Below are 24,966 nucleotides of genomic sequence, written 5' to 3'. Positions count from 1 at the left end.
TGAGCGCTCACATATCGAGCCGAACCATCGTCGCTCCGGCTTCTACAAGGTTGTAGAACAGTGTGGGGCGGGTGAATTGGCACGTCAAGAGGCAGCCGAGACGAGTGTCGGCGAACGAACCGGCACTCCGGCCGAACCGGGTGCGGATATCGCTGTCACAGGATGCGGGTTGCGAGGTAGCCTTCCGACACCGCCGAGGGAGGACACCGATGCCCGCGCCCACGCTCTTCGACTACTCGGACCACAGTCCGTACTCGAACCCCGGAAACCACGCAGGATTCTTCACCGAGCTGAGCACAGAGCCGGCTGACCTGCACCAGTTCGTCTGTTCCGCCGTCGTGCACTACCGGGCCGGGGGCCCGCAGCTGACCGAGGCGCAGAAGGCCGACCCCGACCGCCGCTGGCTCACCTCGATACTGGACGCCGCCGAGGCGCGTGCGCCGCTCGACGGACCGCGGACGGCAGCGCAGCAGGTCGCCGGCTGCTGCCGTGACCACACCCTGCTCTCGCTCGGTGTGCTGCGCACGCACGACATTCCCGCGCGCTCCCGGATCGGGTTCGCCAGGTACTTCACGCCCGGCTGGCACGCCGACCATGTGGTGGGCGAGCGCTGGGACGGCAGCCGCTGGGTGCGGTTCGACCCGGAGCTCGACCAGGACGACTTCGACTTCGACGTGCACGACATGCCCACCGGGCCCGAGTCACCGTTCCCGACGGCGGCCGAGTCGTGGCTCGCGATCCGCGCGGGCAAGGCCGACCCGTCGACGTTCGGCGTCGACCCCGAGCTGCCGCGGCTGAGCGGCCAGAACTTCGTGCGCGACTACGTGCTCCTCGAGGTGGCGCACCGCCATCGCGACGAGCTGCTGCTGTGGGACCTGTGGGGTTCGCGGCTCAGCAGCCCGTTGGTCCGCGAGGTGTCGCCGGCGTCGGCCTGGGTCCGGGAGGCCGGCTTCCCGGGGGCGGAGACGTCCGACGCCGAGCTGGACGCCATGGCCGACGAGCTCGCGTACCTGCTCGTCGCGGCCGACGCCGGGGACGCCGAGGCCGCCGACCAGCTCGCCGAGCTCTACCGCGAGGACGTGCGCCTGCACCCGGGTGAGCGTGTGCTCACGCTCTCCCCCACGGGCCACGGCGGCATCACGGACCTGGCCTCCGCCCACTGAGGCCGGTTGTGGGCGTGATCCCTGCGGCTACCCGCCCCTTGTCGCCGCAACGGTCACGCCCACAACACACGGGTCAGAGGCGGCGGTCGAGCTCTTCGAGGACGTCGCTCGTGCCCGCCTCGATCTTCACCGTCGCGTACTTGTCGCCACGGGTGATGCCGCGGTTCACGATCACCACGGGCTTGCCCTCCGTGGCCGCGTGGCGCACGAAGCGCAGCCCGCTCATCACGGTCAGCGACGAGCCGGCGACGAGCAGCGCGTCGGCGGAGTCCACCAGGGCGAACGCGCGCTCCACCCGCTCGCGCGGCACGTTCTCCCCGAAGTAGACGATCTCCGGCTTGAGCACGCCGCCGCAGAACTCGCAGGGCGCCGGCCGGAAGTGGGCGGTCGACTCGATGACGGCGTCGGCGTCGGGGGCGATCTCGATGTCCGCGACGTCGCCGACGGACTCGAGGAAGCCGGGGTTGAGGGCGTCGAGCCGCTCGGCCAGGTGCGTGCGCGAGATGACCCGGCCGCAGGACAAGCAGATCACGCGGTCGTAGCGTCCGTGCAGGTCGATGACGTTGCGCGAGCCCGCGTCCTCGTGCAGCAGGTCCACGTTCTGCGTGATGATCCCGGCGAGGACGTCACGCTCCTCGAGCCGGACGAGAGCCTTGTGCCCGGCGTTCGGCAGCGACCGGTTCACATGCTTCCAGCCCACGTGGTTGCGCGCCCAGTAGTGCCGGCGGAACTCCTCGTCCCCCACGAACTGCTGGTAGGTCATCGGGCTGCGCGGCGGGGAGTCGGGCCCCCGGTAGTCGGGAATGCCGGAGTCGGTCGAGATGCCGGCGCCGGTGAGCGCGGTGATCCGCAGTCCGGCAAGCACCTCGACGGCGTCGTCCACCGTGGTGCGAGCGACCTCGACGGGCTCCGGCTGCCAGGTGGTGGGGCGAACTTGAGGGAACACCCTACGAGGGTATGCCGAACGCCGACCGTCGGCGCCGTCGTGTGTTCCATTTCGCACCCGGCCGCATGCCGCTAGCCTGGGATTTCTTTGCATCGGAGCACAAGGGGACCGCGTGGGCGACTCAGCGATATCAAGGATCGACAGCACCCTGGCCGGCGACGACTTCGCGTGGTCCGTCACCCTTGTCGGTGAGGACCAGTCGGACAAGCTGGCCACCCTCGCGCAGTACCTCGACGACGGCTACTCGAGCACCGGTGACGGCAAGCGGGTCCCGTCCGGCTACGCCTACTGGGGTATCGGTCCCACCATCGCCTGGTTCAACGCGTCGAACGACCCGACCTACATGGTGATCAAGGTCGGCACCGAGATGTTCCGCAGGCAGTGGCGCAGGATCTCGCCGCTCGTCACCGACGAGTGCGTGCACCTGGTCAGCCTGGGCGTCGGCACCGGCGCCAAGGACGGGATGTTCCTGGAGACGATGCGGCGCGCCAACCCGTCGATGCTCTACATCCCGGTGGACATGAGCGCCGAGATGCTCCGGACCGGCTCCCGCACGGCCGTCCGGGACGCGCACTTTCCGCTGGACCGTTCCCTCGGCCTGCAGATCGACCTCTCCTTGGACGGCAACCTCGAAGAGCTCAAGCAGTTCCTGGACCGCCTCGTCGACGACGAGCCGATCCTCTACTCGCTGGTCGGCAACACCGTCGCCAACTTCGACGGCGACGACGAGTTCCTGAACGGCATCGCCAAGGTGCTCCGCCCCCAGGACCGGATGCTCGTCGAGTTCGCCACCACGGAGAGCCTGTCCGACGACGCCGTGCACGACGCCGAGGCCGAGTACCGCCAGACCCGCGGGTTCGTGGAGTTCGTGGCGAGCGCCGTCCGTTACAACACGGACCTCAAGATCGACCTCGAGCAGATCCGGTTCGCCGGGTCGGTCGAGGACGAGAGCATCCTGCTGAAGGTGTTCTGGCAGAACGCCGGCTCCGAGGTGATCCGGATGCTGATCCCGGGCAGCCGCCCGATCCGCCTGAAGCCCCAGGACACCATCCGGCTGTACACGACCCGCAAGTACACGACCGAACGGATCGACCAGCTGGTCGACGGTGCCGGTCTACGCACCACCCACGTGCAGCGCGAACGCTTCCGGCACACGCAGCGGCACAACCCGTTCGGTCTGGAGCTGCGCATCCTGGCCCACGACGAGCATGCGCCGGTCGAGCTGCCGACGTTCGACGTGTGGAAGTGATGCGGGCGCAGCTGCGCCTGCTGCGGCGACAGGTCCGGGTGGCGTGGTCGAGCCGTCGTTGGGCCCGCCGACGGCGCGTCGTCGTCGCGGTGATCACGTACGCCCTGCTGGGCGTCGCGTTCGTGCTCGGGATCCTGTGGATCCTCGGCATCGGTCCCGAGTGGGAGCCGTGGGTCAACTCCTTGACCCTCCTGGCCGGGGTCACCGGCCTCGTCGTGGAGCGACAGAACGCGGAGACGGAACGGCGCTCGGAGGTGGTCGCGTCCGTCGTCTTCGAGCTGCAGCAGAACCGCGCGATCGTCGAGCGGCGCCTCGCCGGGCTCCGGACCGGCGGGGAGCGCGCCCTCTCGGTGAGCCCCCGGCTGGCGCTGTCCGCCGTCGACGCCGCGCTCGCCTCCGGCGTGCTCAGCCGTACGCCCGACAGCTCGCTGGTGGGCAAGCTGCACCGCTGGCGGGAGCAGGTGCAGGGCTACAACTGGCGCCGGGACCTCACGGAGTTCGAACTCATGCTCATCAAGTACCAGGACGACGCGGACGCCGGGTCGAACCTGTCCAGCCTGGCGAACGAGCGGCTGTACCTGCTCCGCCTGCGCACGCTGCTCGACCAGCTCCACCTGGCGCTGCCCCAGGTCTGAGGGCGAGACCGAGGGCTCAGCCGCGCCGGGCCTCGAAGAACTCGCGGAGCAGCGCGCCGCACTCCCCCTCGCGCACACCGCCCAGCACCTCCACCTCGTGCAGCGCGCGCTGGTCACGCACCAGGTCCCAGACGGAACCGGTGGCGCCCGCCTTCGGGTCCCACGCACCGAGGACCAGGCGCCGCACGCGGGCCTGCAGCAGCGCTCCCGCGCACATCGGGCACGGTTCGAGCGTCACCACGAGCGTGCAGCCGGTCAGGCGCCACTCGCCGCGCACCGCGGCGGCGGCGCGCATCGCGAGCACCTCGGCGTGGGCGGTCGGGTCCCCGGTCGCCTCCCGCTCGTTGTGCCCGACGCCGATGACCCGCCCCGCCTCGTCGAGCACCAGGGCGCCGACCGGCACGTCGCCGGTGCCGAGGGCGCGGCGTGCCTCGTCGAGGGCGGCGCCCATCCAGCTCTCCCAGTGCGCACGGCGCTCCGCGACGGTCATCGCGCTCAGGTCCTCCGACGTGTCAGACACGAAGGTCACCCTAGTGAACAGTCTGTCTGACGACCCGGCGTGGGTGGCCTCCCGGTGTGGGCCTGGCAACGTTCGACGGCTCCACGCGGTCCTGGCGCACCACCGCCCGGTAGCGTTGGCCCCATGCGCCTCCACGTCGTCGATCACCCCCTGGTCGCCCACAAGCTGACCGTCCTCCGGGACGAGACCACCGCCTCGCCCACCTTCCGCCTGCTCGTCGACGAGCTCGTGACGCTCCTGGCCTACGAGGCCACCCGGGACATCGCCACCGAGCCGCACGAGGTGAAGACGCCGGTCACGACCATGACGGGCACCCGCCTCGCGTCGCCGCCGCCGCTCGTGGTGCCGATCCTGCGCGCCGGCCTGGGCATGCTCGACGGCATGAGCCGCCTGCTCCCGACGGCGGAGGTCGGGTTCCTCGGGCTCGTGCGCGACGAGGAGACGTTCAAGGCCGTCACGTACGCCAACCGCCTGCCTGACGACCTGACGGGGCGGCACGTCTTCCTCATCGACCCGATGCTCGCCACGGGCGGCACCCTGGTCGCCGCCATCGACTACGTGCTGGAGCGGGGAGCTCGTGAGGTCACGGCGGTCTGCCTGCTGGCCGCGCCCGAGGGCATCCAGCTGCTCGAGGAGCACGTGGGCGACCGCGCGAACCTGTCCGTCGTCGTCGCGGCGGTGGACGAGCGGCTCAACGAGAAGGCGTACATCGTGCCCGGCCTGGGCGACGCGGGCGACCGCCTCTACGGCATCGTCTGAGCCAGGAGGACCTTACGCCCGGCTGGCGGTCACGTCGTTGCAGGTGCCGTACTCCCACCAGCGCCGCATCCACTCGCCGCCCAGGGTGGTCGGCGCCGTGTCCTGCGCCGGCTGGCACTCGGCCCCCAGGCAGTTCCTGCCCTCGACCTTGAACGACCACTCCACGGTGTGGCCCCTGCCTTCCAGCTCTCGGGCGAGCCGCACGGTGACGGTGCCCTCGCTGCTGACGGGGGTCTGCCGGGTGAGCATGAGCGTCGTCGTCTGGCCGGCAGGGACCGTCTGCGCGGGCCCGATGTCGTCGCTGCTCTCGCGGACCAGCACGCCCATCCACTCTTGACCGGTCCGGTTGTGCACCGTCGCGGTGAGCTGCACCAGGCGGTCGTCGGAGCACTGCGCCGCGGTCTCGACCGATACGGCCTCGCCGGGCCAGGCGAGCTGTGCGCACGACTCGAACGAGACGTTCATCCTGTCCAGCGTCTTGCCCGCGGCCGTCAGCTCGGCGGTCTCGGTGCCCCAGTCGACGGGGTACTGGATCTCCATGGTCTCCCCGGCGGGGACGGTCCTGGTCACGCTTCCCACGTGAAAGCGCACGGGCAGCGTCGACTTCGTGTTGTCGGCCGTGACGGCGAACATCTGCACCGAACGGTCCCGTGCGGCGTCGAACTCACAGGTGCCCCCGGTCACGGGCGCGGCGCCCAGCGCCGGCGAGATCAACGCTGCGTCGTAGTGGGCCTTCGGGTGGTTCTTGGGCTCGATCCGCTGGGCCGGCGGGTCACCGTCCTCGTCGACACCATCCCGTGAGAGACGGAAGACCGCATGGCCCTCGGGGACGTGCAGGCTGCCCGTGTTCACCGAGAAGTTCACCGTGTTACCAGGCGTGGCGATGCGGACCACGGACTCCAGCTCGCCGCCGTCCACCCGGACGACCATGACGGCGTTCAGCGTCTCGTTCGACGTGTTGGTCAGCGTGCCCTCGACGGTCACGGTGCCGCCCGGGTTGGTGGTGCGGGCGCTCGTCTCGGTGGTCCACTGCGGCGTGTAGCAGTCCGCCGCCTGGTGATCGCCCGCCGGCACCGGCGTCTTGTAGGTCTGGCCGTCCACATCCGTGGCCAGGACAAAGGCCGCCTGGCCCGCCGGGACACGCAGGCCGTCGTGCACCGTCAGCGCGGTGGAGTCGCCCGGGGCGAGGGTCTTGCCCGAGGAATCGCTGCTGCCGGCCGCCTGGAGGGCTACCCGTACCAGGCGCTGGGTCGTGTTGGTGTAGGTGCCGGTCACCACCGCCTTGGCGGTGCCGACTCCTCCCACGGCGAGGCAGGAGGCCCCGACCTTGCCCACCCCGTCCGCGGCTTTCACCCAGGCCGATGTCGCGGTCAGCGTCGACGTGGTGGCGTACGCGTTGCCCTGCGGGACGACGGGGCTGATGTTGGCGGCACCGAGCACGGCAGCCGCCGCCGACTGCATGTCAACCGCGGTCGTGATGTTCAGCGAGAGATTGCGGGTCTCGCCGACCTCCAGCGCGGCACTCGCAGCCGTGCCCGCAGACGGCGCGCAGAGCCACGTGTTCGGCAGGTCGGCGGACACGCAGGGCAGCTCGGGCTGCGTGGATGTGGGCCGGACGTCCTGGGGCAGGGACACCTTGACGGACCAGCCGGCGGCCACGGCGCGGTCACCTGTGCTGCTCACGCGGACCGGCAGCGCGGCCGTCCCCGGGCTGCCGAGCGAGACGTCGTCGGTCGCGGCGGAGAGCTCCGGGCCGAACGGCGCCACCGTACGGCTCGGGAGCTCGATGGTCTGGTGGGCGAGGCCGTCGGCCCAGACCTCGGCGTCGATCGGGTAGTCGCCGCCCGCCTTGGCCCGGACGGGCACCTGGACGTCGTGCTGCTGTCCCGGCTCGAGCTCGCCGAGCGAGCAGTGCAGCACGTTCGGCTGCTCCGTCGGCGTGCAGGCGGCCGGGGCGCCGTTCCCGATCGGCCCCACCGTGGCAGGCTCGCTGGGGGACGCACTCGGGTGAGCCTGCATCTCGCCGTCGGACGGGGCCGCGGACCCTGCGTCGGAGCCGCTCGCGCTGCTCTCGCCGGAGCCGGTCTCGGCGTCCGTGCCCGTGCCCGTGCCCGTGCCCGAAGACCCTGCGGTCCGGGTGTCGTCGGTGCCTGCTGACGGCTCCACGGAGCCCACCGGCCGACCGCCGACACCGGTGCCGAACGGCCCGTCGTCCGGGGTCATGGTGACCCCCTGCGGAAGCGTGATCTGCAGCTGTGTGCCCGTCGCCGCGACCTCACCCGCGTTCGAGACGCTGAACGTCAGGTGCTGCTGCTTGCGCGGCGCCAGAGGTTCCGAGGCATCGGTGTAGGCGACGCGGAGAACCGCGTGCGTGCTCGGGTCGGGCTCGATGGTGGTGTCGGTGGGCAGCACGGGCTTGCCGTTGATCTCCTCGGCGCCCGGCAGCTCACGACCGTCGTCCGTGACGATCACCGTGTCGGCGGCCACCGGCTCGGCGTCGGCGGGCCCCGCGATCTGCAGAGCGGCGACCATGCTGACGGCCGCGACCGCGATCGCTCCCGCCGCCACGCTGCCGCCGGTCGCGGCTGCCGCCGCTGACGCGAACGCACCGGCGGTGGCGGAGACCGCAGACGACACGGCGCCCGAGAACGTGCCGGCCGAGGTCACACCGACCGTTGCGGTCGCTGCCGGCGCGCCGCCGACCGCCGCGCCCGCACCGGCCTTGGCCGCGACCATGATCCCGCCGATCGGCGCACCCGCGCCGACGAGAGCCAGGCCACCCGCGCCGAGCACCAGCGGCGCGATGACCGTCTTCATGCCGTGCGCGACGTCGTGCAGCTCGAGCACGAGGGCGTTGCAGGTGCCGCAGGTGGCCAGGTGGTCGGCGATCTTCGTGGTCTCCCGCTTGGACAGGCTGTCGCGCACGTAGCCGCCGAGCAGTGGGTTCACCGACCGGCACGTGTCCGACGGGGCGTGCGTCAGGTGCTGCTGCAGGTAGCCCGCACGCAACGCTTCCTTGGCCCGGTAGAGCAGGGCGGAGACACCGTTGGGGCTGAGCCCCAGCACCGGCGCCACCTGTGCGGGCTTCAGGTCGTCGACCAGCACGTACCAGAGCACCTCGCGCCAGCGCTCGGGCAGGTCGAAGTAGGCCTTGGAGACCACGCTGCGCTCGAACCCGGCGAGCGCGGGGTCCTCGTCGGACGCGACCCTGCCGAGGACGGACTCGATCTCGTCGTCGGTGCTGGGGCGGGTCCGCGCGGCGCCGCGGGACACGTCGAACGACCGGTGGCGCACCACCGTGTACAGGTAGGGACGGAATCCGGCGTCGGGGCCCGCGCCGCGACGAAGCATCTCGAACAGTTTGCTGAAGGCGTCGGAGACGACGTCTTCCGCATCCGCGGGCGAGACGTACTGGCGCGCGAGCGCTCGCGCGGCGGCCGCGTGGCGCTCGTAGAGCACGCCAAAAGCATCGCGGTCACCTGACCTGACCTGCAGGATCAGTTCCGCGTCACTCGGAGTCTCCCCCGTGCTGCTCTCGGCTTGCTTCACGTCCACCCAGACTCTCTGCCGTGTCCTGCCCAAGACTATAGAGCCACGCCGGGCTTCTAGGGGGTGGAAAAAACATTTCCCGCATGAACTCAGGGTGAAGTGCGATACACCACCCCCGAAGGTGCGTCATGATGTATCCCCGTGAGGGTCCCTTCATCATGAGTGAGTCACAGCAGGAGGCGCGGGTGCGTGTGCACGACCTGCGTGAGCGGTGGCGCGCTACGAGTCTGGCGTCGGTCTGGATCCGGCCGAACGACTGGGAGCACCCGGCCGCCGAGGCGCTGGCCGAGGCGCTGGCCGAGGGCCGCGGGGTGATCGCCCCCGCGGAACGTCTTGGCGCCGCGCGAGCCGCCGTCGGGGCCGGGATCACCGAGGCGCTGGACGACGTCGCCTGCCTCTACGCCGCGTTCGGTCGTCCTACCGACGTGGGCGCGGTCCGCGCCGCGGCGATCGGCTGGGTCGGAGAGCGCGAGCGCGTGCCCTATCAGGTGGCCACCCACGATCCGTCGACAGGCCTGCCGACCGGCGAGTACCTGGGTGAGCGCCTGCGCGAGACCTACGGCACGGCACAGCGTGCCGGCTCCACTGCCGGAACCTCACACTGCCTGCTCGTGCTCGACGTCGGCCTCGACAGCCTGGACATGTGGCAGAGGCTCGCACGCTCCGCCGCTATCGGCCGCACGCTGCACCAGGTCTTCGGCGAGGGCCATCCGATGGCCGCGGTGAGCGACGGCACCTTCGTGGTGCTGTGCGAGCGCGGCCCCGCCACGGCCGAGCTGGGCCAGGCGCTGCGTCGTGTCGTCGAGCGCAATGCCGAGGTGCTCGGCCTCACGACCGAGGTGCGCCGGCCGACCCGGGTCTGGGTCGAACGCCTGCCCGGTACGCACGACGACGCGTTGCTGCTGCTGGACCACCTGGCTCGCTGAGCCTCAGAACTGCGCCACAGAGCGTCTGCTCGACGTCGAGCAGGCGCTCTGCTGTGTTCTGCGTCGGTCAGCGCACCTGGAAGGTGAGGCAGTCGGCGTGCCCCGGCTCCTCGGGCCCGGCGCCCACGCGGATCGACGACGCGCCGCACTCCAGGTTGTCGTTGTGCACGCACTCGCCGCGCTGGCAGGCGCCGACGTGTGCGATGACCTTCTCGAGGCCGCCCTTGGTGCTCAGCGGGATGAACGTCGCGCACGAGGCGTCACCCTCGTGTCCTGCGATGGTGACGGCGCCTGCGTGGCAGCCGTGGTCGTGGTTGTAGCCGCAGCCGTCGATCGAGCACTCGGCGACCTCGGGCATCTCCATCAGCGTGCTCATGACTTCACTCCTCGCGTGGTGAACTGGCACATCCGGAATAACTAGATCCTATTCCGGAAATGCAGATCGCGTAGAGCAAGGAATGCCTTACCTATCCTCCCGGCGCATTCCGAAAAAGGAAAGAATTGCCTTGCCGAAATGGGCCGACGGCGGCCGGGAGCGCTCAGCTGTCGCGCCGGGGCGACGGTCGCCAGAGCACCACTGCTCCACCGCCGACGCCGCGATGCTCGAGATCGACCCGCATGGCCGCGCTGCGGACCCGCTGGCCGCGCTGCACCACGACGACGTCTCCGGCGGCCGGGCCCGCGGCGAACACACGACCCTCCTCATGGACACGCATGATCAGGTCACCGAGGCGTTCCTCCAGGACCGAGACGTGCGCCTCCAGGTCGAGGATGCGCTTGATCCCGGCCAGGTTGATGCCCTCGACCTGGGCGAGCCGCTGCACCTGCAACAGGCGTGCCACGTCCCGACGGGAGTACCGGCGGCCCCGGCCACGAGTACGCCGGGGTACCACCAGGCCGAGCCGGTCGTACTGCCGCAGCGTCTGCGGGTGCATGCCCGCGAGCTCGGCAGCCTTGGAGACGGTGAGCACGGGTGCGTCGTCGTCGACCATGCGGCCCTCCCTGTCTCGTTCGGTCCTGTCACGTTCGCTCGGGATTGCGTGCGGGCAGGTTAACCGACTGCGGCGCGGTGGGACATATGCCCCACCGCGCCGAGGGTTATTCCGCCGCCCGTTCGGCCAGCCCGGCGCGTATGTCCTCGCCGTCGCTCTCCGCCGCGAACGTCTCGAGCGCCTGCTTGGCCTTCTTGCTGAGCTTCTGCGGCACGACCACCTGCACGCTGACGAGCAGGTCGCCGTTCGCGGTCGCCGTCCGCACGCCACGTCCCTTGACGCGGAGCGACCGGCCCGACGGCGTCCCCGGCGGCACCTTCAGCCGCACGGTCGTGCCGTCCAGGGTCGGCACCTCCAGCGTCGTGCCGAGGGCCGCCTCGGCGAACGTGACGGGCACGGTCATGCGCAGATCAAGACCGTCCAGCGTCCAGACGGGATGCGGCGCCACGTGCACGGTGACCACCAGGTCACCCGCGGGAGCACCGCCGACACCCGGCTTGCCCTTGCCGCGCAGACGGATCTTCTTGCCGTCGTTGATGCCCGCCGGGATCCGGGCCGTGATGGTGCGACCGTTGACCTCGAGATCAGCGGTGGTGCCCTCGACCGCCGCACGGAACGGCAGGGTCACCTGCGCGACGGTGTCGGCCCCGGGGGTCGGCGCGGTGAATCCGGTAGGACCCGCCGAACCGTAGGTGGACGGGCCCCCGGCACCGAACATGGAACCGAGGATGTCCTCGAAGCCCGGGCCTGCGCTGCCGCCCTGCGAATAGCGGACGCGCGGCCCACCGCGGCCGGCCGGGCCCCCGCCGCCGCCGAACATGGCGCCCATGATGTCCTCGAAGCCACCAGCACCGGCGCCGCCCGGCCCCGCGGAGAAGCGTGCGCCGCCCGCCATGGCGCGCACGGCATCGTACTGACGGCGCTGCTCCGGATCGGACAGCACCGCGTAGGCCTCGCCGATCTCCTTGAACCGAGACTCTGCGGACGCGTTGCTCTGGTTCTGGTCCGGGTGGTACTGGCGCGCCAGCTTGCGGTAGGCCTTCTTGATGGCCGCGTCGTCGGCGTCCTTGGGCACGCCCAGCACGGCGTAGAAGTCCTTCTCCATCCAGTCCTGACCGGTCATGGCACCTCCTTCCGCGTTGCTGCCGGTGGTCGGGCCCGCCGGGACTCAGGTCCCGGCAGGCCCGACCACCGAGCGATCACTCCGGCCCGACGACGCCTACGCGTGCCGCCCGGACCACCTTGTCGCCGATCTTGTACCCGGGCTCCACCACGAGGTTCACCGTGGCGGCCGTCGCGTCCGCGTCGGTCGAGTGCATGAGCGCCTCGTGCACGGTGGGGTCGAACTCCTCCCCCACCTTGCCGAACCGCTCGACGCCGAACTTCTGCAGGTTCTGGTCGAGCTTCTCCGCGATCGCCGCCATGGCTCCGCTCAGCTCGCCGTGCTGCTTCGCGCGCTCGACGTCGTCGAGCACCGGAAGCAGCGCCGTCAGCACGTCCTGCACGCCCCGGTTCCGTGCGGCCTCCTGGTCGCGCAGTGCCCGGTTGCGGTAGTTCGTGAAGCTGGCGCGCTCCCGCTGCAGAGCGTCCAGGTGCTCCGCCGCCTCGGCCTTCGCCTTGAGGACCTCGGCGGCTTCGGCCGCGTCACCGGAGAGCTCGAAGTCGAGCCCGTCCAGCGGGTCGCCGGCGGCGCCCTGCTGGTCGGCCTGCTCCGCGTCGCCCGGCTCGCCCGGCGCACCGGCCTCGGACTCGCTCGGCTGCTCGGCGGATACCTCGGGCTCGGCCGGTCGGCTCTCGTCCCCGGAGTTGTCCACCTTGCGCTTGTCTCTGAACTGGAAGGGGTGCTCTCCCGAGCCCTGGGGCTCAGGGGGACCCTGCGGGTTCTCTTCGGTCACTTGCGCTCGTCCTCGTCGTCCACGATCTCGGCATCGACGACGTCCTCCTCAGGGGCGGACTGGGCGTTCGCCGTCTGCGGGCCACCCTCGGCACCCTGCGCCGCGGGCTGCTCGGCGGAGTACAGCGCCTCGCCGATCTTCTGCGAGGACACGCCGAGCTTCTCGTACGAGGTCTTCACCGCCTCGGCGTCGTCGCCCTCGAGGGCCGACTTCACCGCGGCGATGTCCGCCTCGACCTCGGTGACGACCTCGGCGGGAAGCTTGTCGCGGTTGTCCGCGATCTGCTTCTCCATGGAGTACGCGAAGGTCTCGGCCTGGTTGCGGGTGTCCGCTTCCTCGCGACGCTTCTTGTCCTCCTCGGCGTGCGCCTCGGCGTCCTTGACCATGCGGTCGATGTCCTCCTTGGGGAGGGCCGAGCCGCCGGTGATCTTCATCGACTGCTCCATGCCCGTGCCACGGTCCTTGGCGGACACGTGCACGATGCCGTTCGCGTCGATGTCGAACGTCACCTCGATCTGCGGCACGCCACGCGGGGCGGGTGCGATGCCGGTGAGCTCGAACACGCCGAGCGGCTTGTTGTCGCGCGTGAACTCGCGCTCGCCCTGGAACACCTGGATCGCCACGGACGGCTGGTTGTCGTCAGCCGTGGAGAAGACCTCGCTGCGCTTGGTCGGGATGGCCGTGTTGCGCTCGATGAGCTTGGTCATCACGCCACCCTTGGTCTCGATACCGAGGGACAGCGGGGTGACGTCGATCAGCAGGACGTCCTTGCGGTCACCGGAGATGACACCGGCCTGCAGCACGGCGCCGACGGCAACGACCTCGTCCGGGTTCACGCCCTTGTTGGGCTCGCGACCACCGGTGAGCTCCTTGACGACCTCGGTCACGGCCGGCATGCGGGTGGAGCCACCCACGAGCACGACGTGGTCGATGTCGGAGACCGAGATGCCGGCGTCGCGGATGACCGCGTGGAACGGCGCCTTGGTGCGGTCGATGAGGTCCTGCGTCATCTGCTGGAACTGAGCGCGCGTGAGCTTCTCGTCCAGGTGGATCGGGCCGTTCTCGCTCATCGAGAGGTACTGCATCGAGATGTTGGTGCTCGTCGCGGACGAGAGCTCCTTCTTGGCCTGCTCGGAAGCCTCGCGGAGCCGCTGGAGCGCGATCTTGTCCTTCGACAGGTCGACGCCCGACGAGTTCTTCACCTGCTTGATGAGGTACTCGACGACGCGCTGGTCCCAGTCGTCACCACCGAGGCGGTTGTCACCCGAGGTGGCGCGCACCTGGATGGTCGAGAAGTCGTCCTCGTCCTTGCCCACCTCGAGCAGGGACACGTCGAACGTGCCGCCACCGAGGTCGAAGACCAGGATGAGCTCGTCCTCCTTGCCCTTGTCCAGGCCGTAGGCGAGGGCGGCCGCGGTGGGCTCGTTGACGATGCGCTTCACGTCGAGGCCGGCGATCTGGCCGGCGTCCTTCGTCGCCTGACGCTCGGCGTCGTTGAAGTACGCCGGAACGGTGATCACGGCCTCCGTGACCGGCTCGCCCAGGTACTCCTCCGCGTCGCGCTTGAGCTTGCCCAGGATGCGGGCGGAGATCTCCTGCGGGGTGTACTTCTTGTCGTCGATGTCCACCGACCAGTCGGTGCCCATGTGGCGCTTGACCGAGGAGATGGTGCGGTCCACGTTGGTGACCGCCTGACGCTTGGCGACCTCACCCACCAGGACCTCGCCTGTCTTGGAGAACGCGACCACCGAGGGGGTGGTCCGCGAGCCCTCCGCGTTGGCGATGACGGTGGGCTCTCCACCCTCGAGAACCGCCACCACCGAGTTCGTGGTGCCGAGGTCGATACCTACTGCGCGTGCCATGTGACTGCCTTCCTCCGACAGATTGAGTCTTCTGCACTCAACTTAAGACGCAGCTCGCGTGGAAGCAAGCCCGCACCCGTAAAGTTGAGTCCACTTCACTCAACCTCGTTCGGGCCGGAAAGGTTCCCCGCAGCGCACTACTCGACCCTGAACCGCGCTGACCAGCACGGACGCAGTGCCCGATGGCGCAGGATTATGGTGGCGCCATGCCCTTCGAGATCGCCCTGACCGACGACGTCACACTCCGTGAGCTGACCAAGGACGACGCGGTGGCGCTCGCCCACTCCTACCGCCGCAACCGCGAGCACCTCGCCCCGTGGGACCCTGCGCGGCCCGAGGCCTTCTACACGGAGGAGTGGCACAAGGAGCGTCTCTGGGCACAGGTGCTGGAGAACTCCACGGGCCGGGCGCTGTACACCGTGCTCGAGGCGGACGGCGAGGTGGTGGGCCGCCTGAACCTGACCGACATCGTGCGGGGCTCCTTCGAGAACGGGCACGTCGGCTACTGGCTGGATACCCGGTTCACCGGTCGAGGCCTGATGACCCGTGCGATCGAGGCGCTGGCGGCGCACGCCCGGGACGCGCTGGGCCTGCACCGGCTGCAGGCCGCGACGCTGCCGCACAACGAGGCGTCCCAGGCGGTGCTCGCCCGGGTCGGCTTCGAGCGGATCGGCTTCGCGCCCGGCTACCTGAAGATCGCCGGGCAGTGGCAGGACCACGTCCTGTTCCAACGGCTCCTGCACGGTTGACGCCCCACGGCGCCGACGCGGTGCGACACGCCGACGTCGGGCCCGTTCAGCGCCTGTCAACAGGCGCGACGCCCTGACCTGCGGTACACAAGGGTGCACGACCGAAGCCACAGGGGGTGGGGCATCGGACGCGTACCCCGCGGGCCTGCCCGCGGGTGCCTGATGCCCGGGACACCGGGCCCCGACGGGGGGAGACCACCATGGCAAGCATCCACGGAAGCTCGTTGTCGATAGCGCTCCTGACAGCCTTGCTCGATCCCGAGGAGGACGGCCTCAGATCACCTCACGTCCAGGAGCTGTTGCAGGAGGCGCTCGAGACCCGCGAGGACGCGCGCGACGTGATCGTCGCGCTGCTCGCATCCTCCGGCTCGATGCTGCGGCAGATCAGCTACCACAACGAGCAGGAGCCGCTCGAGTCCCTGCAGAAGGTGGCCCTGGGCTTCCAGCGCAAGGTCGTCCAGCTGCCCACCTGAGTCAGCGTGCGGCCCCTGCCGCTACCGACTCGGCGTCACGGAGCACACGCAGCGTGTTTCCGCTGGTCAGCTTTCCGAGGTCGGCGTCGGACCAGCCGTTGTCCGCGAGCGCTGCAAGCAGACGCGGGTAGCCCGTCACGTCCTCCAGCCCTTCGGGGAGGGTGGGGGTCCCGTCGTAGTCGCCACCGAGTCCCACGTGGTCGACGCCGGCGACCTCGCGGACGTGCTCGACGTGCGCCACGACGTCGGACAGCGTGGTGCGAGGCTGCGGGTGCTGAGCCCGCCACCGGGCCATGAACGGCTCGAACGTTCCGAGGTCGGCGTTCCTGATGCCCTGGGCCGCGGCCACCTCGGCGCCGGTCGCTCGCCACTCCGCGACGGCGGGTGACACGAACTGCGGCACGAACGTCACCATGCAGACACCGCCGTTGGTCGCGAGGGTCGTGAGGACGTCGTCCGGCACGTTGCGGGGGACGTCGCAGACGGCGCGCGCGCTCGAGTGGCTGAAGATGACCGGCGCCGAGGTGGTGCGCAGGGCGTGGCGCATGGTGCCGGCGGAGGTGTGCGAGAGGTCGACGAGCATGCCGAGGCGGTTCATCTCGCGCACCACGTCCTCGCCGAACAGGGAGAGCCCTCCGAGCACCTCGTCGTCGGTGCCGGAGTCGGCCCAGGGCACGTTGTCGTTGTGCGTGAGGGTCATGTATCGGACGCCGAGCGCGTACAGCATGCGCAGCACGGCGAGGGACTCGTCGATGGAGTGGCCACCCTCCGCGCCCATGAGGGAGGCGATCCGGCCGGCGGCCCACGCCTGCTCGACGTCGGCGGCGGTCAGGGCGAGCTGCAGCGTGTCCGGGTACTTCCGCACCATGCGGTGCACGCAGTCGATCTGTTCGAGGGTCGCGGCGACGGCCGCCCCGCCGGCGAGCTTCGACGGCACGTACACCGACCAGAACTGGGCGCCGACGCCGCCGTCGCGCAGCCGGGGCAGGTCCGTGTGGGTGCTGGTGAGCCGCTGGGCGATGTCGACGGCGTCGAGGTCGTAGAACGACTGCTCGCGCAGCTCCCACGGAAGGTCGTTGTGACCGTCCCAGACGGGGTGCTTCTGCAGGAGCGCGGTGAGGCGATCGGCTGTCGTCATGCCGGCGAGGCTACCTCTCGCTCACCAGGGACCGGTCGGACGCGCAGGTCACGGGGTGCCCTGCGCGTCCGAGGGTGGTCAGCTCACGCGGCGCCAGGTGCAGTTCAGGGTCTCGAAGCCCTTCGCACCGGACGGCAGCGTGATCGTCCTGGGGTCGGCCGCCTCCCCGTACGACGCGAGGTTGGCGCGGCTCTCCAGGCCGGTGAACTCGTTGATGACGGCGTAGTAGCAGACGCCGGCCGCCGGGTCCGCGGGTCCGGTGGTCACGTAGACCCCGCGCTGGAGCTGGTCGCCGAGCACGTAGACGCCGTTGGCGGCCGTGCTCGTCCTCGGCTTCGTCATGCCCGAGTAGTACTTGGCCCAGGGGCCGCAGCTGTCGGACCAGAAGCCGTAGTCGGTGGACTTCACCGTGGCGATCCGCTGACCGGAGCCGAAGTCGGCACCGAGGACCGCCGACCGCGACTCACGCGTCCAGGCGCAGGACCGCGAGCCGGCCGCGGCCACGTAGGTGCCGGCCGCCACGCTGCCGCTGCCCACCAGGTAGCCACCGTTCGCGGGGATCGCGGTGAGCGGCTTGCCGACGGCGGCCGTGGGGCTGGTGGTGCGCGAGGTCGTGGCGTAACCGGACTTGCGTGCGGTCACGGTCGCGACGATCTCCTTGCCGTAGTCGCTGCCCTTGAGCCGGTACGTCTTGCCGGTGACTCCAGCGATCGGCTCGCCGGAGGCGAACCACCGGTAGGACAGACCGGCCGACGGGCTCCACGTACCGGGGTTCAGCGTGAGCACCGACCCGACGCGCGCGGTACCACTGAGCTTCGGGAAGGGTGCCCTCGTGTACGGCTTGCCCACCTTGTAGCCGATCGACTCCAGCGACTTGGTCGTGAACCCGGCGCGCTGCCCCTTCACCGTCACGGTGAGCACCCGTCCGGTCGCGTAGCTCGACGGGACCCGGAAGCTGGAACCGGTCGCCCCGCTGATCGCCCTGCCGTCGATCTTCCAGGTGTAGCTCGTCGTGCTCCGTGCGGGCACCCACTGGGGCGTGGACGCCTTCACGGTCGCGCCGCGGGCGACGTTCCCGATGATGCGGGGGTACCGCGCGGAGAACGTCCCGTAGCCCACCGTGACGGCAGGGCTGGTGCGGGTCTCGGACACGTAGCCCGGGCGCTTGCCCGTGATCGTGACCGTGAGCTGCTTGCCGCGGTGGCTGCTCGTGGGGACGAACGTGAAGGACCTCGCACCGGAGACGGGCGTCCCGTTCGCCAGCCACTGGTAGGTGAAGGTGGTGCCGGAGGTCCAGGCGCCCGACTTCGCGTAGAGCGTGGTGCCCACCTTCGCCGCCGGGCTGATGGTGGGCCTGGTCGCGGTCATGACCCCGGGCGCGACCACGGCGGTCTCCGCACTGGTCCGAGCCGTGGGCGTGCGGCCGGTGGCCGACCCGAGCACCGTCACGGAGAGCCGGGAGCCGGCGTCGGCTCCACGCGGCGTGTAGGTGTTCTTCGTCGCCCCGAGGATCTTCGCCCCGTCCCGGCGCCACTGGTACGTGAAGGAGGCGGCCGGCGACCAGGCGGGCACCGTGGCGGTGAGCTGCACGCCGACCTTGGTCTGCGCGCCGGAGACGACCGGCTCGGGGGAGGCGGCGAACGCCTGCGCCTGCGCCAGCTCGTACGCCGCGAGGACGTCGAGCTTGCCCTCGCCCCACACGTTGTTGTCGTCGGTGGTGCCGCCACAGCTCGTGTCGCGCACGTCGGCTGCGGACCCGTCGAGGATCGCCCGGGTGCGCGTCACGTCACCCACGAGCTCGGGCACGGCGTCCCACAACAGCGCGACGGCGCCCGCGACGTGCGGGGCGGCCATGGACGTCCCGGACCACTGCTCGTAGCGTCCGCCGGGCACGGCCGAGCGCACCTTCTCGCCGGGGGCCGCGATGTCGGGCTTCACGGTTCCGCTCTGCCCCGGACCACGGGACGAGAAGGACGCGATCGCACCCGTCGGCGTGAACGCGCCGACCGAGTAGGACAGCGTGCGCGACCCGGGGCTGCCCGACGACTCGCAGCCGTACTCGCCCTCGTTGCCGTTGGCCCACGTGCTGAAGATGCCTGCGGCCTCCCAGGCGGAGATCACGTCCTCCATGAACGGGTCGGTGGAGAAGGACAGACCCCACGAGTTGTTCACGACGTGCGGCCGCTGGGCCGCGTCGGGCGCGCTGCCGTCCAGCCGCGTCGGCGCGAGGATCCACTGGCCCGACGCGATCAGCGCGGCGTCCGCGCAGTCGTCGGCGCAGCCGTTCGTCGCGATCCACTGCGCGCCGGGCGCCACGCCGATGTTCATCGCGCCGTCGTCCGTGCCCACCATGGTGCCCATGGTGTGGGTGCCGTGCCCGTGGTCGTCCCGCGGGGCGCTGGCGCCGACACGGGCGGCGTCGAACCAGTTGTAGTTGTTGCCCGACGTCGCACCGCGATACTGCGCGGCGAGGGCCGGGTGCGTACGGCTCACGCCGCTGTCGAGGCCCGCGACGACGATGCCGTCGCCGGTGGCCCCGCGGCGCCACACGTCGTCGGCGTTGATCGCCTTGATGCCGTACGTCGAGTTCGCCGCCGCGTTCGGTACGGCGCCGTCCGTCGTCTCCGGCTCGTCGATCACGTGCCGGGTCGTGGGCCGGACCTCCAGGACCTGGGTGTCCGCCGCGAGGTCGACCGCCTGGTCGAGCGAGCCGTCCTCGACCAGGATCGCGTTCGTGGCCCAGAACGAGGTGTACTCGGTCCCCGACTTCTCCAGGGCGGCGATCGCCTGCTCCTGGGACGCCTCCGCCGCGGCGACGAGCGTGTCGTGCACGTACTCGCCGCGCTCGGACCAGCTCGTGATCCCGCCAGCCGCCGAGAGATCGGGCTCTTCGGCGAACCGTAGCCAGAAGTCCGTCTCGCCCTCCGCCCGGAAGGCCCGGGCAGCCGCCGGGGTGATCTTGTCCGCCGGGTCGACCGCGGCACGCGGAGCCTGAAGACCTGGCTCGCCCCGGCCGGCGGTGGCGCTGGGCCGGACCCCGGACCGGTCACCCGGGGCGGGGTCCGGCGCGGCGACCGCTGCCGCGGGGGACGCGAGGAACGCGACGGCGGCTGCCGACGCGACAGCCCGGGTCACGAACGTACGACGATGCATGTGGGCACTCCGGAGAGTTGGACGGGGGTGCCCAGTCACGGGCCGGGGGCCCTGCCCGACCGGACAGGGAAGACAGCCGCACACTAGCGGCCGCAACGGCCCGATATCCCGCAATTTCAGAGAAATCACCCACCCCGCCCGGACGACCGCGGACGCCCGGGCCCGGAGGGTTCAGTGCCGTCCGCGCAGCTTGTCGATCTCGCGCCGCTCACGCTTGGTGGGACGCCCGGCGCCGCGGTCGCGCAGCCCGACCGCCTCCCGTTCGACCCGCGTCGGCAGCGGCGGGCTGTGGTCCAGGTACGCCTTGGCGGCGAGGGGCGCACCGACCCGCTTGGGCACCAGCTCCACAACCTCCACGACCCGGTCCCGGAGAGGGTCTCGCCACGTCACGCGGTCGCCGACGGCGACGGAAGCCGACGCCTTCGCCACCTTGCCGTTGATCCGAACCCTGCCGCTGCGGCACAGGTCGGCGGCGACCGACCGGCTCTTGGTCAGCCGCACCGCCCACAGCCAGACGTCGATGCGCATCGGCCTATCCTCCCACCACCTGGCCCGTCAGCAGGCTGCCACCACCGCGACCCATCGGGGGTCGGCGGTGGTCACCTCGTGCACGTCGCCCGTGATCGCGACGACCTTGCGGGCCGCCGGCGCGGCGACCACCGCACCGTCGCCCGGCACGTCGTTGGGCTCGTCGAGGTCGGCGATACCCTCGGCCACCACCCTGACAACGCTGTCGGCCGCATGCGCACCTACCCACACCTCGACGTCCCCCGGCTCGACGACCCGCACCATGTTCCGGTCGGTGAACGCGAACCTGGTGGTCGGCACGTCGAACGCGATCGTGGTGGACTCCCCCGGCTCCAGCGTGACCCGGTGGTAGCCGAGCAGCTGCGCGGTGGGCCGGGCGAGGGAGCCCAGCACGTCGTGCCCGTACAGCTGCACGACGTCGGCCCCGGCCACTGCACCGGTATTCGTCACCGTCACGACGGCGCGGAACGTGCCACCAGCGGCGACCACCGGGTCCACGGAGACCAGCTCGCGCGCGAACGTCGTGTACGACAGGCCGAACCCGAAGGCGCGCGGCGGCGTCGAGTCGGTCGACGTCACCTCGGACGCACCACCGAGGATCGGGTGCAGGTACGAGTACGGCTGCGAGCCCGTGGACCGCGGGAGCGACACGGGCAGGCGGCCCGAGGGGTTCACCCGGCCGGAGATGACGCCGGCGAGCGCACTGCCGCCCTCCTCGCCCGGGAAGAACGCCTGGAGCACCGCGCCGGGCTTCCTCGCGCCGACCTCGCCCGAGTCCTCCGGGGCATCGAGCGCCCAGCCCACCGCGTACGGACGGCCGGTGATGAGCACCATGACGACCGGCTTGCCGGCGGCGAGCACCGCCTCGACCAGCTCGCGCTGGACGCCGGGCAGCTCCAGCGACTCGCTGTCGTTGCCCTCGCCCACGGTGCCGCGGCCGAACAGTCCCGCCTGGTCGCCCACGACGACGATCGCGACGTCGGCGGCCTCCGCCGCGGCGACGGCCTCGGGGAACCCGGAGGTGTCCGCACCCTCGACGTCACAGCCCCGCGCGAACGTCAGCTCGGGCGCGGGCAGGCCCGCGCGGTCGAACTCCACGGCCAGCGCCTCGGCCACCGACGGGATCTCGAAGCCCGCCGGCACGCCGGGGAAGTGCGCGAGCACGTGGTTCGCGAACGAGTAGCAGCCCATCAGTGCCTCGGGCCGGGCGGCGTTCGGCCCGATCACCGCCACGCGGGCCGGCTTGTCGTGCCACGAGCCGAGCGGCAGCACGCCGTCGTTCGAGAGCAGCACCACCGATTCCTCGGCGAGGCGCCTGGCCACGTCGCGGTGCGCCGGCGAGTCCAGGTCGACGACGGCGGGCGGCGCGTCCTCATACACGTCCGGCTCGAGGAGACCCAGCTCCTCCTTCTGCTTGAGCGCGCGCAGCACCGCCCGGTCCACGATCTCGACGGGTACGGTGCCGTCCGTCACGAGCGCGGCGAGCGGCTCGAGATACGCGTCGCCCGACGGCAGCTCGATGTCGACGCCGGCTTCGAGCGCCGCCGCGGCGGCCGCGCCCCGGTCCGCCGCGATCGCGTGCATGACGTTCAGGAACGCCACCCCGAAGTAGTCGGCGACCACGACGCCATCGAACCCCCACCGCTCGCGGAGCACGCCGGTGAGGTACTCGCCCGACGAGTGCATCGGCACGCCGTCGACGTCGTTGTACGAGGCCATGACGCCGCGCACCCCGCCGTCGAGCACCGCCATCTCGAAGGGCGGCAGGAAGATGTCGGCGATCTCGCGCGGACCGGCGCTCACCGGGGCGTGGTTGCGCCCCGCCTTGGAACCGGAGTAGGCGACGAAGTGCTTGAGCGTGGCGTGCACGCCCGCCCCCTGGAGCCCGCGCACGTAGGAGGTGCCGAGGGTGCCGACGAGGTACGGGTCCTCGCCGATGCACTCGTCGACGCGCCCCCAGCGAGGGTCCCGGACGACGTCGAGCACGGGCGCCAGCCCCTGGTGGATGCCGAGCTCATGCATGGACTGCCCGATGACCCGGCCCATCTCGGCCACCAGGTCCGGGTCGAAGGAGGCGCCCCAGGCGAGCGGCGTCGGGAAGGTCGCTGCCTGCCAGGCCGCCAGGCCGGTGAGGCACTCCTCGTGGACCAGCGCCGGGATCCCGAGGCGCGTCTCGCGCTTCAGCCTCCGTTGCTCGTCCCAGAGCCACGCCGCCCGCTCGACGGGATCGACCGGGCGCGTGCCGTACACACGGGTGTAGTGGCCGAGGCCGTTCTTCGTGATCTCGGGGAGTGTCGCGGAGCCCTGGGCCCCGGCCATCTCGCCCTGCATCGGTGCCACGACGTTGCCGCCCTGGTCCAGCCAGTACCCGACCAGCTGGGCCAGCTTCTCCTCGAGAGTCATCTGGGCGTGCAGCTCGCGCACGCGCTCCGACACCTCGGGCATCGCCCGAAGCGCCACGGGCAGCTCCGTCATAAAAATCCCTTTCTCGACCTGCTTGTCCAGGCCTGCTTCGAAACGTGCCGGCCCGGGTCACGTGACCCGGGCACGGCGGCCACGCCCTGCTCAGCCCTTGACGGCTCCGCTGAGACCACCGACGATGCGCCGCTGCATGGCCAGGAAGAACACCAGGGCAGGGATCATGGCGAGGGTCGTGAAGGCGAACACGCCTGCCGTGTCCGCCGCGTGCTCCGACGAGAAGTCGGCGACGCCGAGCGGCAGCGTCTTCATGTCGGACTGCAGCAGGAGCAACGGCAGCAGGTACGCGTTCCACGAACCGACGAACGCCAGCACGCCGACCGTCACCATGCCCGGACCCGACAGCGGCAGCAGGATGCGCCAGAAGAAACCGATCCGTGAGGTGCCGTCGAGCTGCGCGGCCTCCTCGAGCTCCTTCGGGATCGCGGCGAGGAACGGCCGCAGGATCACGACGGTCACCGGCAGCGCGAACGCCGCCTGCGGCAGCGCCACGCCCATCCAGGTGTTCCCCAGCTGCAGGTTCTGCGTGATGAGGATGAACAGCGGGACGATCGCCACGGTGGCGGGGAAGAGCAGGCCCACCACGAAGACCATGAACAGCGTCTCGCGGCCCTTGAACTGGTACCGGGCCAGCGGGTAGGCGGCCATGACGCCGAACACCACGGTGATCGCGGTGGTCAGCACGGCGATCACCGTCGAGTTGAGCGCGTACTGCCAGAAGCTGGGACCGGTCAGGACGCCCACGTAGTTGTCGAGCACCCACGGGCTCGGCAGGCCCGACGGGTCCTGGGCGATCTGCGCGTTGGTGCGGAAGCCGCCCAGCACGCCGTAGAGGACCGGCCCGAGGGTGAGCGCGACCACCACGAGAGCGATCGCGTAGACGACGGGGTTGCCGCCCCCGAAGGAACCGCGCCTGCGGGTCCGGCCCGGCTTGGCGGGTTCGCGCGTGGTCGGGGCGTGCATCAGGACAGCCGCGTTCGACGTACTCACCGGATCACCTTCTTCGTCTTCTTCCTTCTCGCCGTCACCACGTCGGACCGCGTGTCCCGGCTGAGGATCAGCTGCTGGTACAGGACGGCCATGATGAGCGCGATGACGAAGAGGATCACCGAGGCGGCTCCGGCGATACCGAAGTTCTGGCTCCGGGTGCCCTGGTTGATCAGGTAGGTGGCCATGGTGGTCGTGGAGTTGGCGGGGCCACCGCCGGTCAGGATCCACACCATGTCGAACAGCTGGAGCGCGCCGATCATCGACAGGAACGCCCAGGTACGCATCGTCGGGCCGAGCAGCGGGACGGTGATCTTGCGCTGCACCTGCCACCACGAGGCGCCGTCGAGCTGGGCGGCCTCGTAGAGCTCGTCCGGCACACCCTGCAGCCCCGCGAGGAACAGGATCACGGCGAGACCGAGGTACTTCCACGTGAGCACGACGAGCACCGTCCACAGCGCGAGGTCGGGGTCACCGAGCCAGCCCTGCTCCGGCGCCCGCAGGCCGACGGCGCCGAGCAGACCGTCGATCACGCCGTACTCCGGCTGCAGGAGCTGGAACCAGACCACGCCCGCGATGACCTCGGCGAGCACGTACGGCACGAAGATGATCGTGCGCAGCAGGCCCTGGCCCCACATCTTGCGGTTGAGCAGGAGGGCGATGGCCAGGCCCAGCGGGAGCTGGATCGCTATGGAGCCGCCGACGATGATCAGGTTGTGGACGATCGAGTTGACGAAGACGTCGTCGGCCAGCACGGTCACGTAGTTGCGCAGGCCGACGAAGTCGACCAGCGGGCCGAAGCCCTTCCAGCGGTACACCGAGAGCTGGACCGCCGTGATGATCGGCCACACCACGAAGAGGCCGAAGAGTGCCAGGGCGGGCGTGACGAAGAAAAGGATCTCTAGGCGCTTGCGCCACGCAGAGGTCACCCTGCCGCGCCCGCCCATGGCTGGTGCAGTCACTG

General features: G+C 70.8%; 21 protein-coding genes. 7 read left to right on the top strand and 14 right to left on the bottom strand.

Annotated features, from left to right (window positions below; translation table 11 throughout):
* Positions 1 to 209 precede the first annotated feature (209 nt).
* Complete coding sequence (locus LUM46_RS25445) at positions 210 to 1,163, top strand: transglutaminase-like domain-containing protein (RefSeq protein ID WP_274998015.1); 954 nt, start codon at positions 210 to 212, stop codon at positions 1,161 to 1,163.
* A 73-nt stretch (positions 1,164 to 1,236) separates the two neighbouring features.
* Here the strand turns inward: LUM46_RS25445 and LUM46_RS25440 are convergent, their stop codons facing one another.
* Positions 1,237 to 2,046, bottom strand: coding sequence for a Sir2 family NAD-dependent protein deacetylase (locus LUM46_RS25440; protein ID WP_274998020.1), 810 nt, complete (start codon positions 2,044 to 2,046; stop codon positions 1,237 to 1,239).
* A 175-nt stretch (positions 2,047 to 2,221) separates the two neighbouring features.
* Here LUM46_RS25440 and LUM46_RS25435 point away from each other — a divergent pair, with 175 nt between their 5' ends.
* Positions 2,222 to 3,358 (top strand): L-histidine N(alpha)-methyltransferase, encoded by a 1,137-nt coding sequence (locus LUM46_RS25435; protein WP_274998014.1) that lies wholly within the window; start codon positions 2,222 to 2,224, stop codon positions 3,356 to 3,358.
* Positions 3,358 to 3,993, top strand: a complete 636-nt coding sequence (locus tag LUM46_RS25430) for a hypothetical protein (RefSeq protein ID WP_274998013.1) — start codon at positions 3,358 to 3,360, stop codon at positions 3,991 to 3,993. Before LUM46_RS25435 ends, LUM46_RS25430 begins: the two co-directional genes overlap by 1 nt.
* A gap of 16 nt (positions 3,994 to 4,009) precedes the next feature.
* Here LUM46_RS25430 and LUM46_RS25425 read toward each other — a convergent pair whose 3' ends face one another.
* Complete coding sequence (locus LUM46_RS25425; protein ID WP_374727015.1) at positions 4,010 to 4,444, bottom strand: nucleoside deaminase; 435 nt, start codon at positions 4,442 to 4,444, stop codon at positions 4,010 to 4,012.
* Between the two features lie 192 nt (positions 4,445 to 4,636).
* Here LUM46_RS25425 and upp point away from each other — a divergent pair, with 192 nt between their 5' ends.
* Positions 4,637 to 5,272, top strand: a complete 636-nt coding sequence (gene upp / locus LUM46_RS25420) for a uracil phosphoribosyltransferase (protein WP_274998012.1) — start codon at positions 4,637 to 4,639, stop codon at positions 5,270 to 5,272.
* A 12-nt stretch (positions 5,273 to 5,284) separates the two neighbouring features.
* Here the strand turns inward: upp and LUM46_RS25415 are convergent, their stop codons facing one another.
* Positions 5,285 to 8,731 (bottom strand): sigma-70 family RNA polymerase sigma factor, encoded by a 3,447-nt coding sequence (locus LUM46_RS25415; RefSeq protein WP_274998011.1) that lies wholly within the window; start codon positions 8,729 to 8,731, stop codon positions 5,285 to 5,287.
* Between the two features lie 248 nt (positions 8,732 to 8,979).
* On the opposite strand from LUM46_RS25415, the gene LUM46_RS25410 reads away from it, so the two are divergent.
* Complete coding sequence (locus LUM46_RS25410; protein ID WP_274998010.1) at positions 8,980 to 9,747, top strand: hypothetical protein; 768 nt, start codon at positions 8,980 to 8,982, stop codon at positions 9,745 to 9,747.
* Positions 9,748 to 9,814: 67 nt separating this feature from the next.
* Here LUM46_RS25410 and LUM46_RS25405 read toward each other — a convergent pair whose 3' ends face one another.
* From LUM46_RS25405 to dnaK, 5 genes are all read right to left on the bottom strand, one after another.
* Positions 9,815 to 10,123, bottom strand: a complete 309-nt coding sequence (locus LUM46_RS25405) for a DUF1540 domain-containing protein (protein WP_274998009.1) — start codon at positions 10,121 to 10,123, stop codon at positions 9,815 to 9,817.
* Positions 10,124 to 10,286: 163 nt separating this feature from the next.
* Positions 10,287 to 10,739 (bottom strand): heat shock protein transcriptional repressor HspR, encoded by a 453-nt coding sequence (locus LUM46_RS25400; protein WP_274998008.1) that lies wholly within the window; start codon positions 10,737 to 10,739, stop codon positions 10,287 to 10,289.
* 106 nt (positions 10,740 to 10,845) lie between these two features.
* Complete coding sequence (locus LUM46_RS25395) at positions 10,846 to 11,862, bottom strand: DnaJ C-terminal domain-containing protein (RefSeq protein WP_274998007.1); 1,017 nt, start codon at positions 11,860 to 11,862, stop codon at positions 10,846 to 10,848.
* A gap of 76 nt (positions 11,863 to 11,938) precedes the next feature.
* Complete coding sequence (gene grpE / locus LUM46_RS25390) at positions 11,939 to 12,634, bottom strand: nucleotide exchange factor GrpE (protein ID WP_274998006.1); 696 nt, start codon at positions 12,632 to 12,634, stop codon at positions 11,939 to 11,941.
* Positions 12,631 to 14,496, bottom strand: a complete 1,866-nt coding sequence (gene dnaK, locus LUM46_RS25385) for a molecular chaperone DnaK (protein ID WP_274998005.1) — start codon at positions 14,494 to 14,496, stop codon at positions 12,631 to 12,633. The genes grpE and dnaK overlap by 4 nt, the downstream gene beginning before the upstream one ends.
* A gap of 206 nt (positions 14,497 to 14,702) precedes the next feature.
* Here dnaK and LUM46_RS25380 point away from each other — a divergent pair, with 206 nt between their 5' ends.
* Both LUM46_RS25380 and LUM46_RS25375 read left to right on the top strand, forming a co-directional pair.
* Positions 14,703 to 15,245 carry a GNAT family N-acetyltransferase gene (locus LUM46_RS25380; RefSeq protein WP_274998003.1) on the top strand — a complete coding sequence of 181 codons (543 nt, stop codon included), beginning with the start codon at positions 14,703 to 14,705 and terminating at the stop codon, positions 15,243 to 15,245.
* 200 nt (positions 15,246 to 15,445) lie between these two features.
* Positions 15,446 to 15,718, top strand: a complete 273-nt coding sequence (locus LUM46_RS25375) for a hypothetical protein (protein WP_274998002.1) — start codon at positions 15,446 to 15,448, stop codon at positions 15,716 to 15,718.
* 1 nt (position 15,719) lies between these two features.
* On the opposite strand, the gene LUM46_RS25370 is transcribed toward LUM46_RS25375, so the two are convergent.
* The 6 genes from LUM46_RS25370 to LUM46_RS25345 form a co-directional block, all read right to left on the bottom strand.
* Positions 15,720 to 16,856, bottom strand: a complete 1,137-nt coding sequence (locus LUM46_RS25370; protein ID WP_274998001.1) for a dipeptidase — start codon at positions 16,854 to 16,856, stop codon at positions 15,720 to 15,722.
* A gap of 78 nt (positions 16,857 to 16,934) precedes the next feature.
* Complete coding sequence (locus tag LUM46_RS25365; protein ID WP_274998000.1) at positions 16,935 to 20,009, bottom strand: S8 family serine peptidase; 3,075 nt, start codon at positions 20,007 to 20,009, stop codon at positions 16,935 to 16,937.
* A gap of 171 nt (positions 20,010 to 20,180) precedes the next feature.
* Entirely contained in the window at positions 20,181 to 20,537 is a 357-nt protein-coding gene (locus tag LUM46_RS25360; RefSeq protein WP_274997999.1) for an RNA-binding S4 domain-containing protein, read from the bottom strand.
* Positions 20,538 to 20,564: 27 nt separating this feature from the next.
* Positions 20,565 to 23,012, bottom strand: a complete 2,448-nt coding sequence (locus tag LUM46_RS25355; protein ID WP_274997998.1) for a beta-xylosidase/alpha-l-arabinosidase — start codon at positions 23,010 to 23,012, stop codon at positions 20,565 to 20,567.
* Between the two features lie 90 nt (positions 23,013 to 23,102).
* Positions 23,103 to 23,978, bottom strand: coding sequence for a carbohydrate ABC transporter permease (locus LUM46_RS25350; protein ID WP_374727014.1), 876 nt, complete (start codon positions 23,976 to 23,978; stop codon positions 23,103 to 23,105).
* A 23-nt stretch (positions 23,979 to 24,001) separates the two neighbouring features.
* Positions 24,002 to 24,964, bottom strand: coding sequence for a carbohydrate ABC transporter permease (locus LUM46_RS25345; protein ID WP_374726962.1), 963 nt, complete (start codon positions 24,962 to 24,964; stop codon positions 24,002 to 24,004).
* Positions 24,965 to 24,966 lie beyond the last annotated feature (2 nt).

Source organism: Promicromonospora iranensis (assembly GCF_028994805.1).
Taxonomy (GTDB): Bacteria; Actinomycetota; Actinomycetes; order Actinomycetales; family Cellulomonadaceae; genus Promicromonospora; species Promicromonospora iranensis.
The sequence above is the reverse complement of the archived record's forward strand: the minus strand, read 5'-3'. Positions and strand labels throughout refer to the sequence as shown.

Coding starts and splice junctions, on each gene's coding strand:
- LUM46_RS25445 (WP_274998015.1), top strand. CDS start 210: ATGCCCGCGCCCACGCTCTTCGACTACTCGGACCACAGTCCGTACTCG.
- LUM46_RS25430 (WP_274998013.1), top strand. CDS start 3,358: ATGCGGGCGCAGCTGCGCCTGCTGCGGCGACAGGTCCGGGTGGCGTGG.
- LUM46_RS25425 (WP_374727015.1), bottom strand. CDS start 4,444: ATGGGCGCCGCCCTCGACGAGGCACGCCGCGCCCTCGGCACCGGCGAC.
- upp (WP_274998012.1), top strand. CDS start 4,637: ATGCGCCTCCACGTCGTCGATCACCCCCTGGTCGCCCACAAGCTGACC.
- LUM46_RS25410 (WP_274998010.1), top strand. CDS start 8,980: ATGAGTGAGTCACAGCAGGAGGCGCGGGTGCGTGTGCACGACCTGCGT.
- LUM46_RS25405 (WP_274998009.1), bottom strand. CDS start 10,123: ATGAGCACGCTGATGGAGATGCCCGAGGTCGCCGAGTGCTCGATCGAC.
- LUM46_RS25400 (WP_274998008.1), bottom strand. CDS start 10,739: ATGGTCGACGACGACGCACCCGTGCTCACCGTCTCCAAGGCTGCCGAG.
- LUM46_RS25395 (WP_274998007.1), bottom strand. CDS start 11,862: ATGACCGGTCAGGACTGGATGGAGAAGGACTTCTACGCCGTGCTGGGC.
- dnaK (WP_274998005.1), bottom strand. CDS start 14,496: ATGGCACGCGCAGTAGGTATCGACCTCGGCACCACGAACTCGGTGGTG.
- LUM46_RS25380 (WP_274998003.1), top strand. CDS start 14,703: ATGCCCTTCGAGATCGCCCTGACCGACGACGTCACACTCCGTGAGCTG.
- LUM46_RS25375 (WP_274998002.1), top strand. CDS start 15,446: ATGGCAAGCATCCACGGAAGCTCGTTGTCGATAGCGCTCCTGACAGCC.
- LUM46_RS25370 (WP_274998001.1), bottom strand. CDS start 16,856: ATGACGACAGCCGATCGCCTCACCGCGCTCCTGCAGAAGCACCCCGTC.
- LUM46_RS25365 (WP_274998000.1), bottom strand. CDS start 20,009: ATGCATCGTCGTACGTTCGTGACCCGGGCTGTCGCGTCGGCAGCCGCC.
- LUM46_RS25360 (WP_274997999.1), bottom strand. CDS start 20,537: ATGCGCATCGACGTCTGGCTGTGGGCGGTGCGGCTGACCAAGAGCCGG.
- LUM46_RS25355 (WP_274997998.1), bottom strand. CDS start 23,012: ATGACGGAGCTGCCCGTGGCGCTTCGGGCGATGCCCGAGGTGTCGGAG.
- LUM46_RS25350 (WP_374727014.1), bottom strand. CDS start 23,978: ATGCACGCCCCGACCACGCGCGAACCCGCCAAGCCGGGCCGGACCCGC.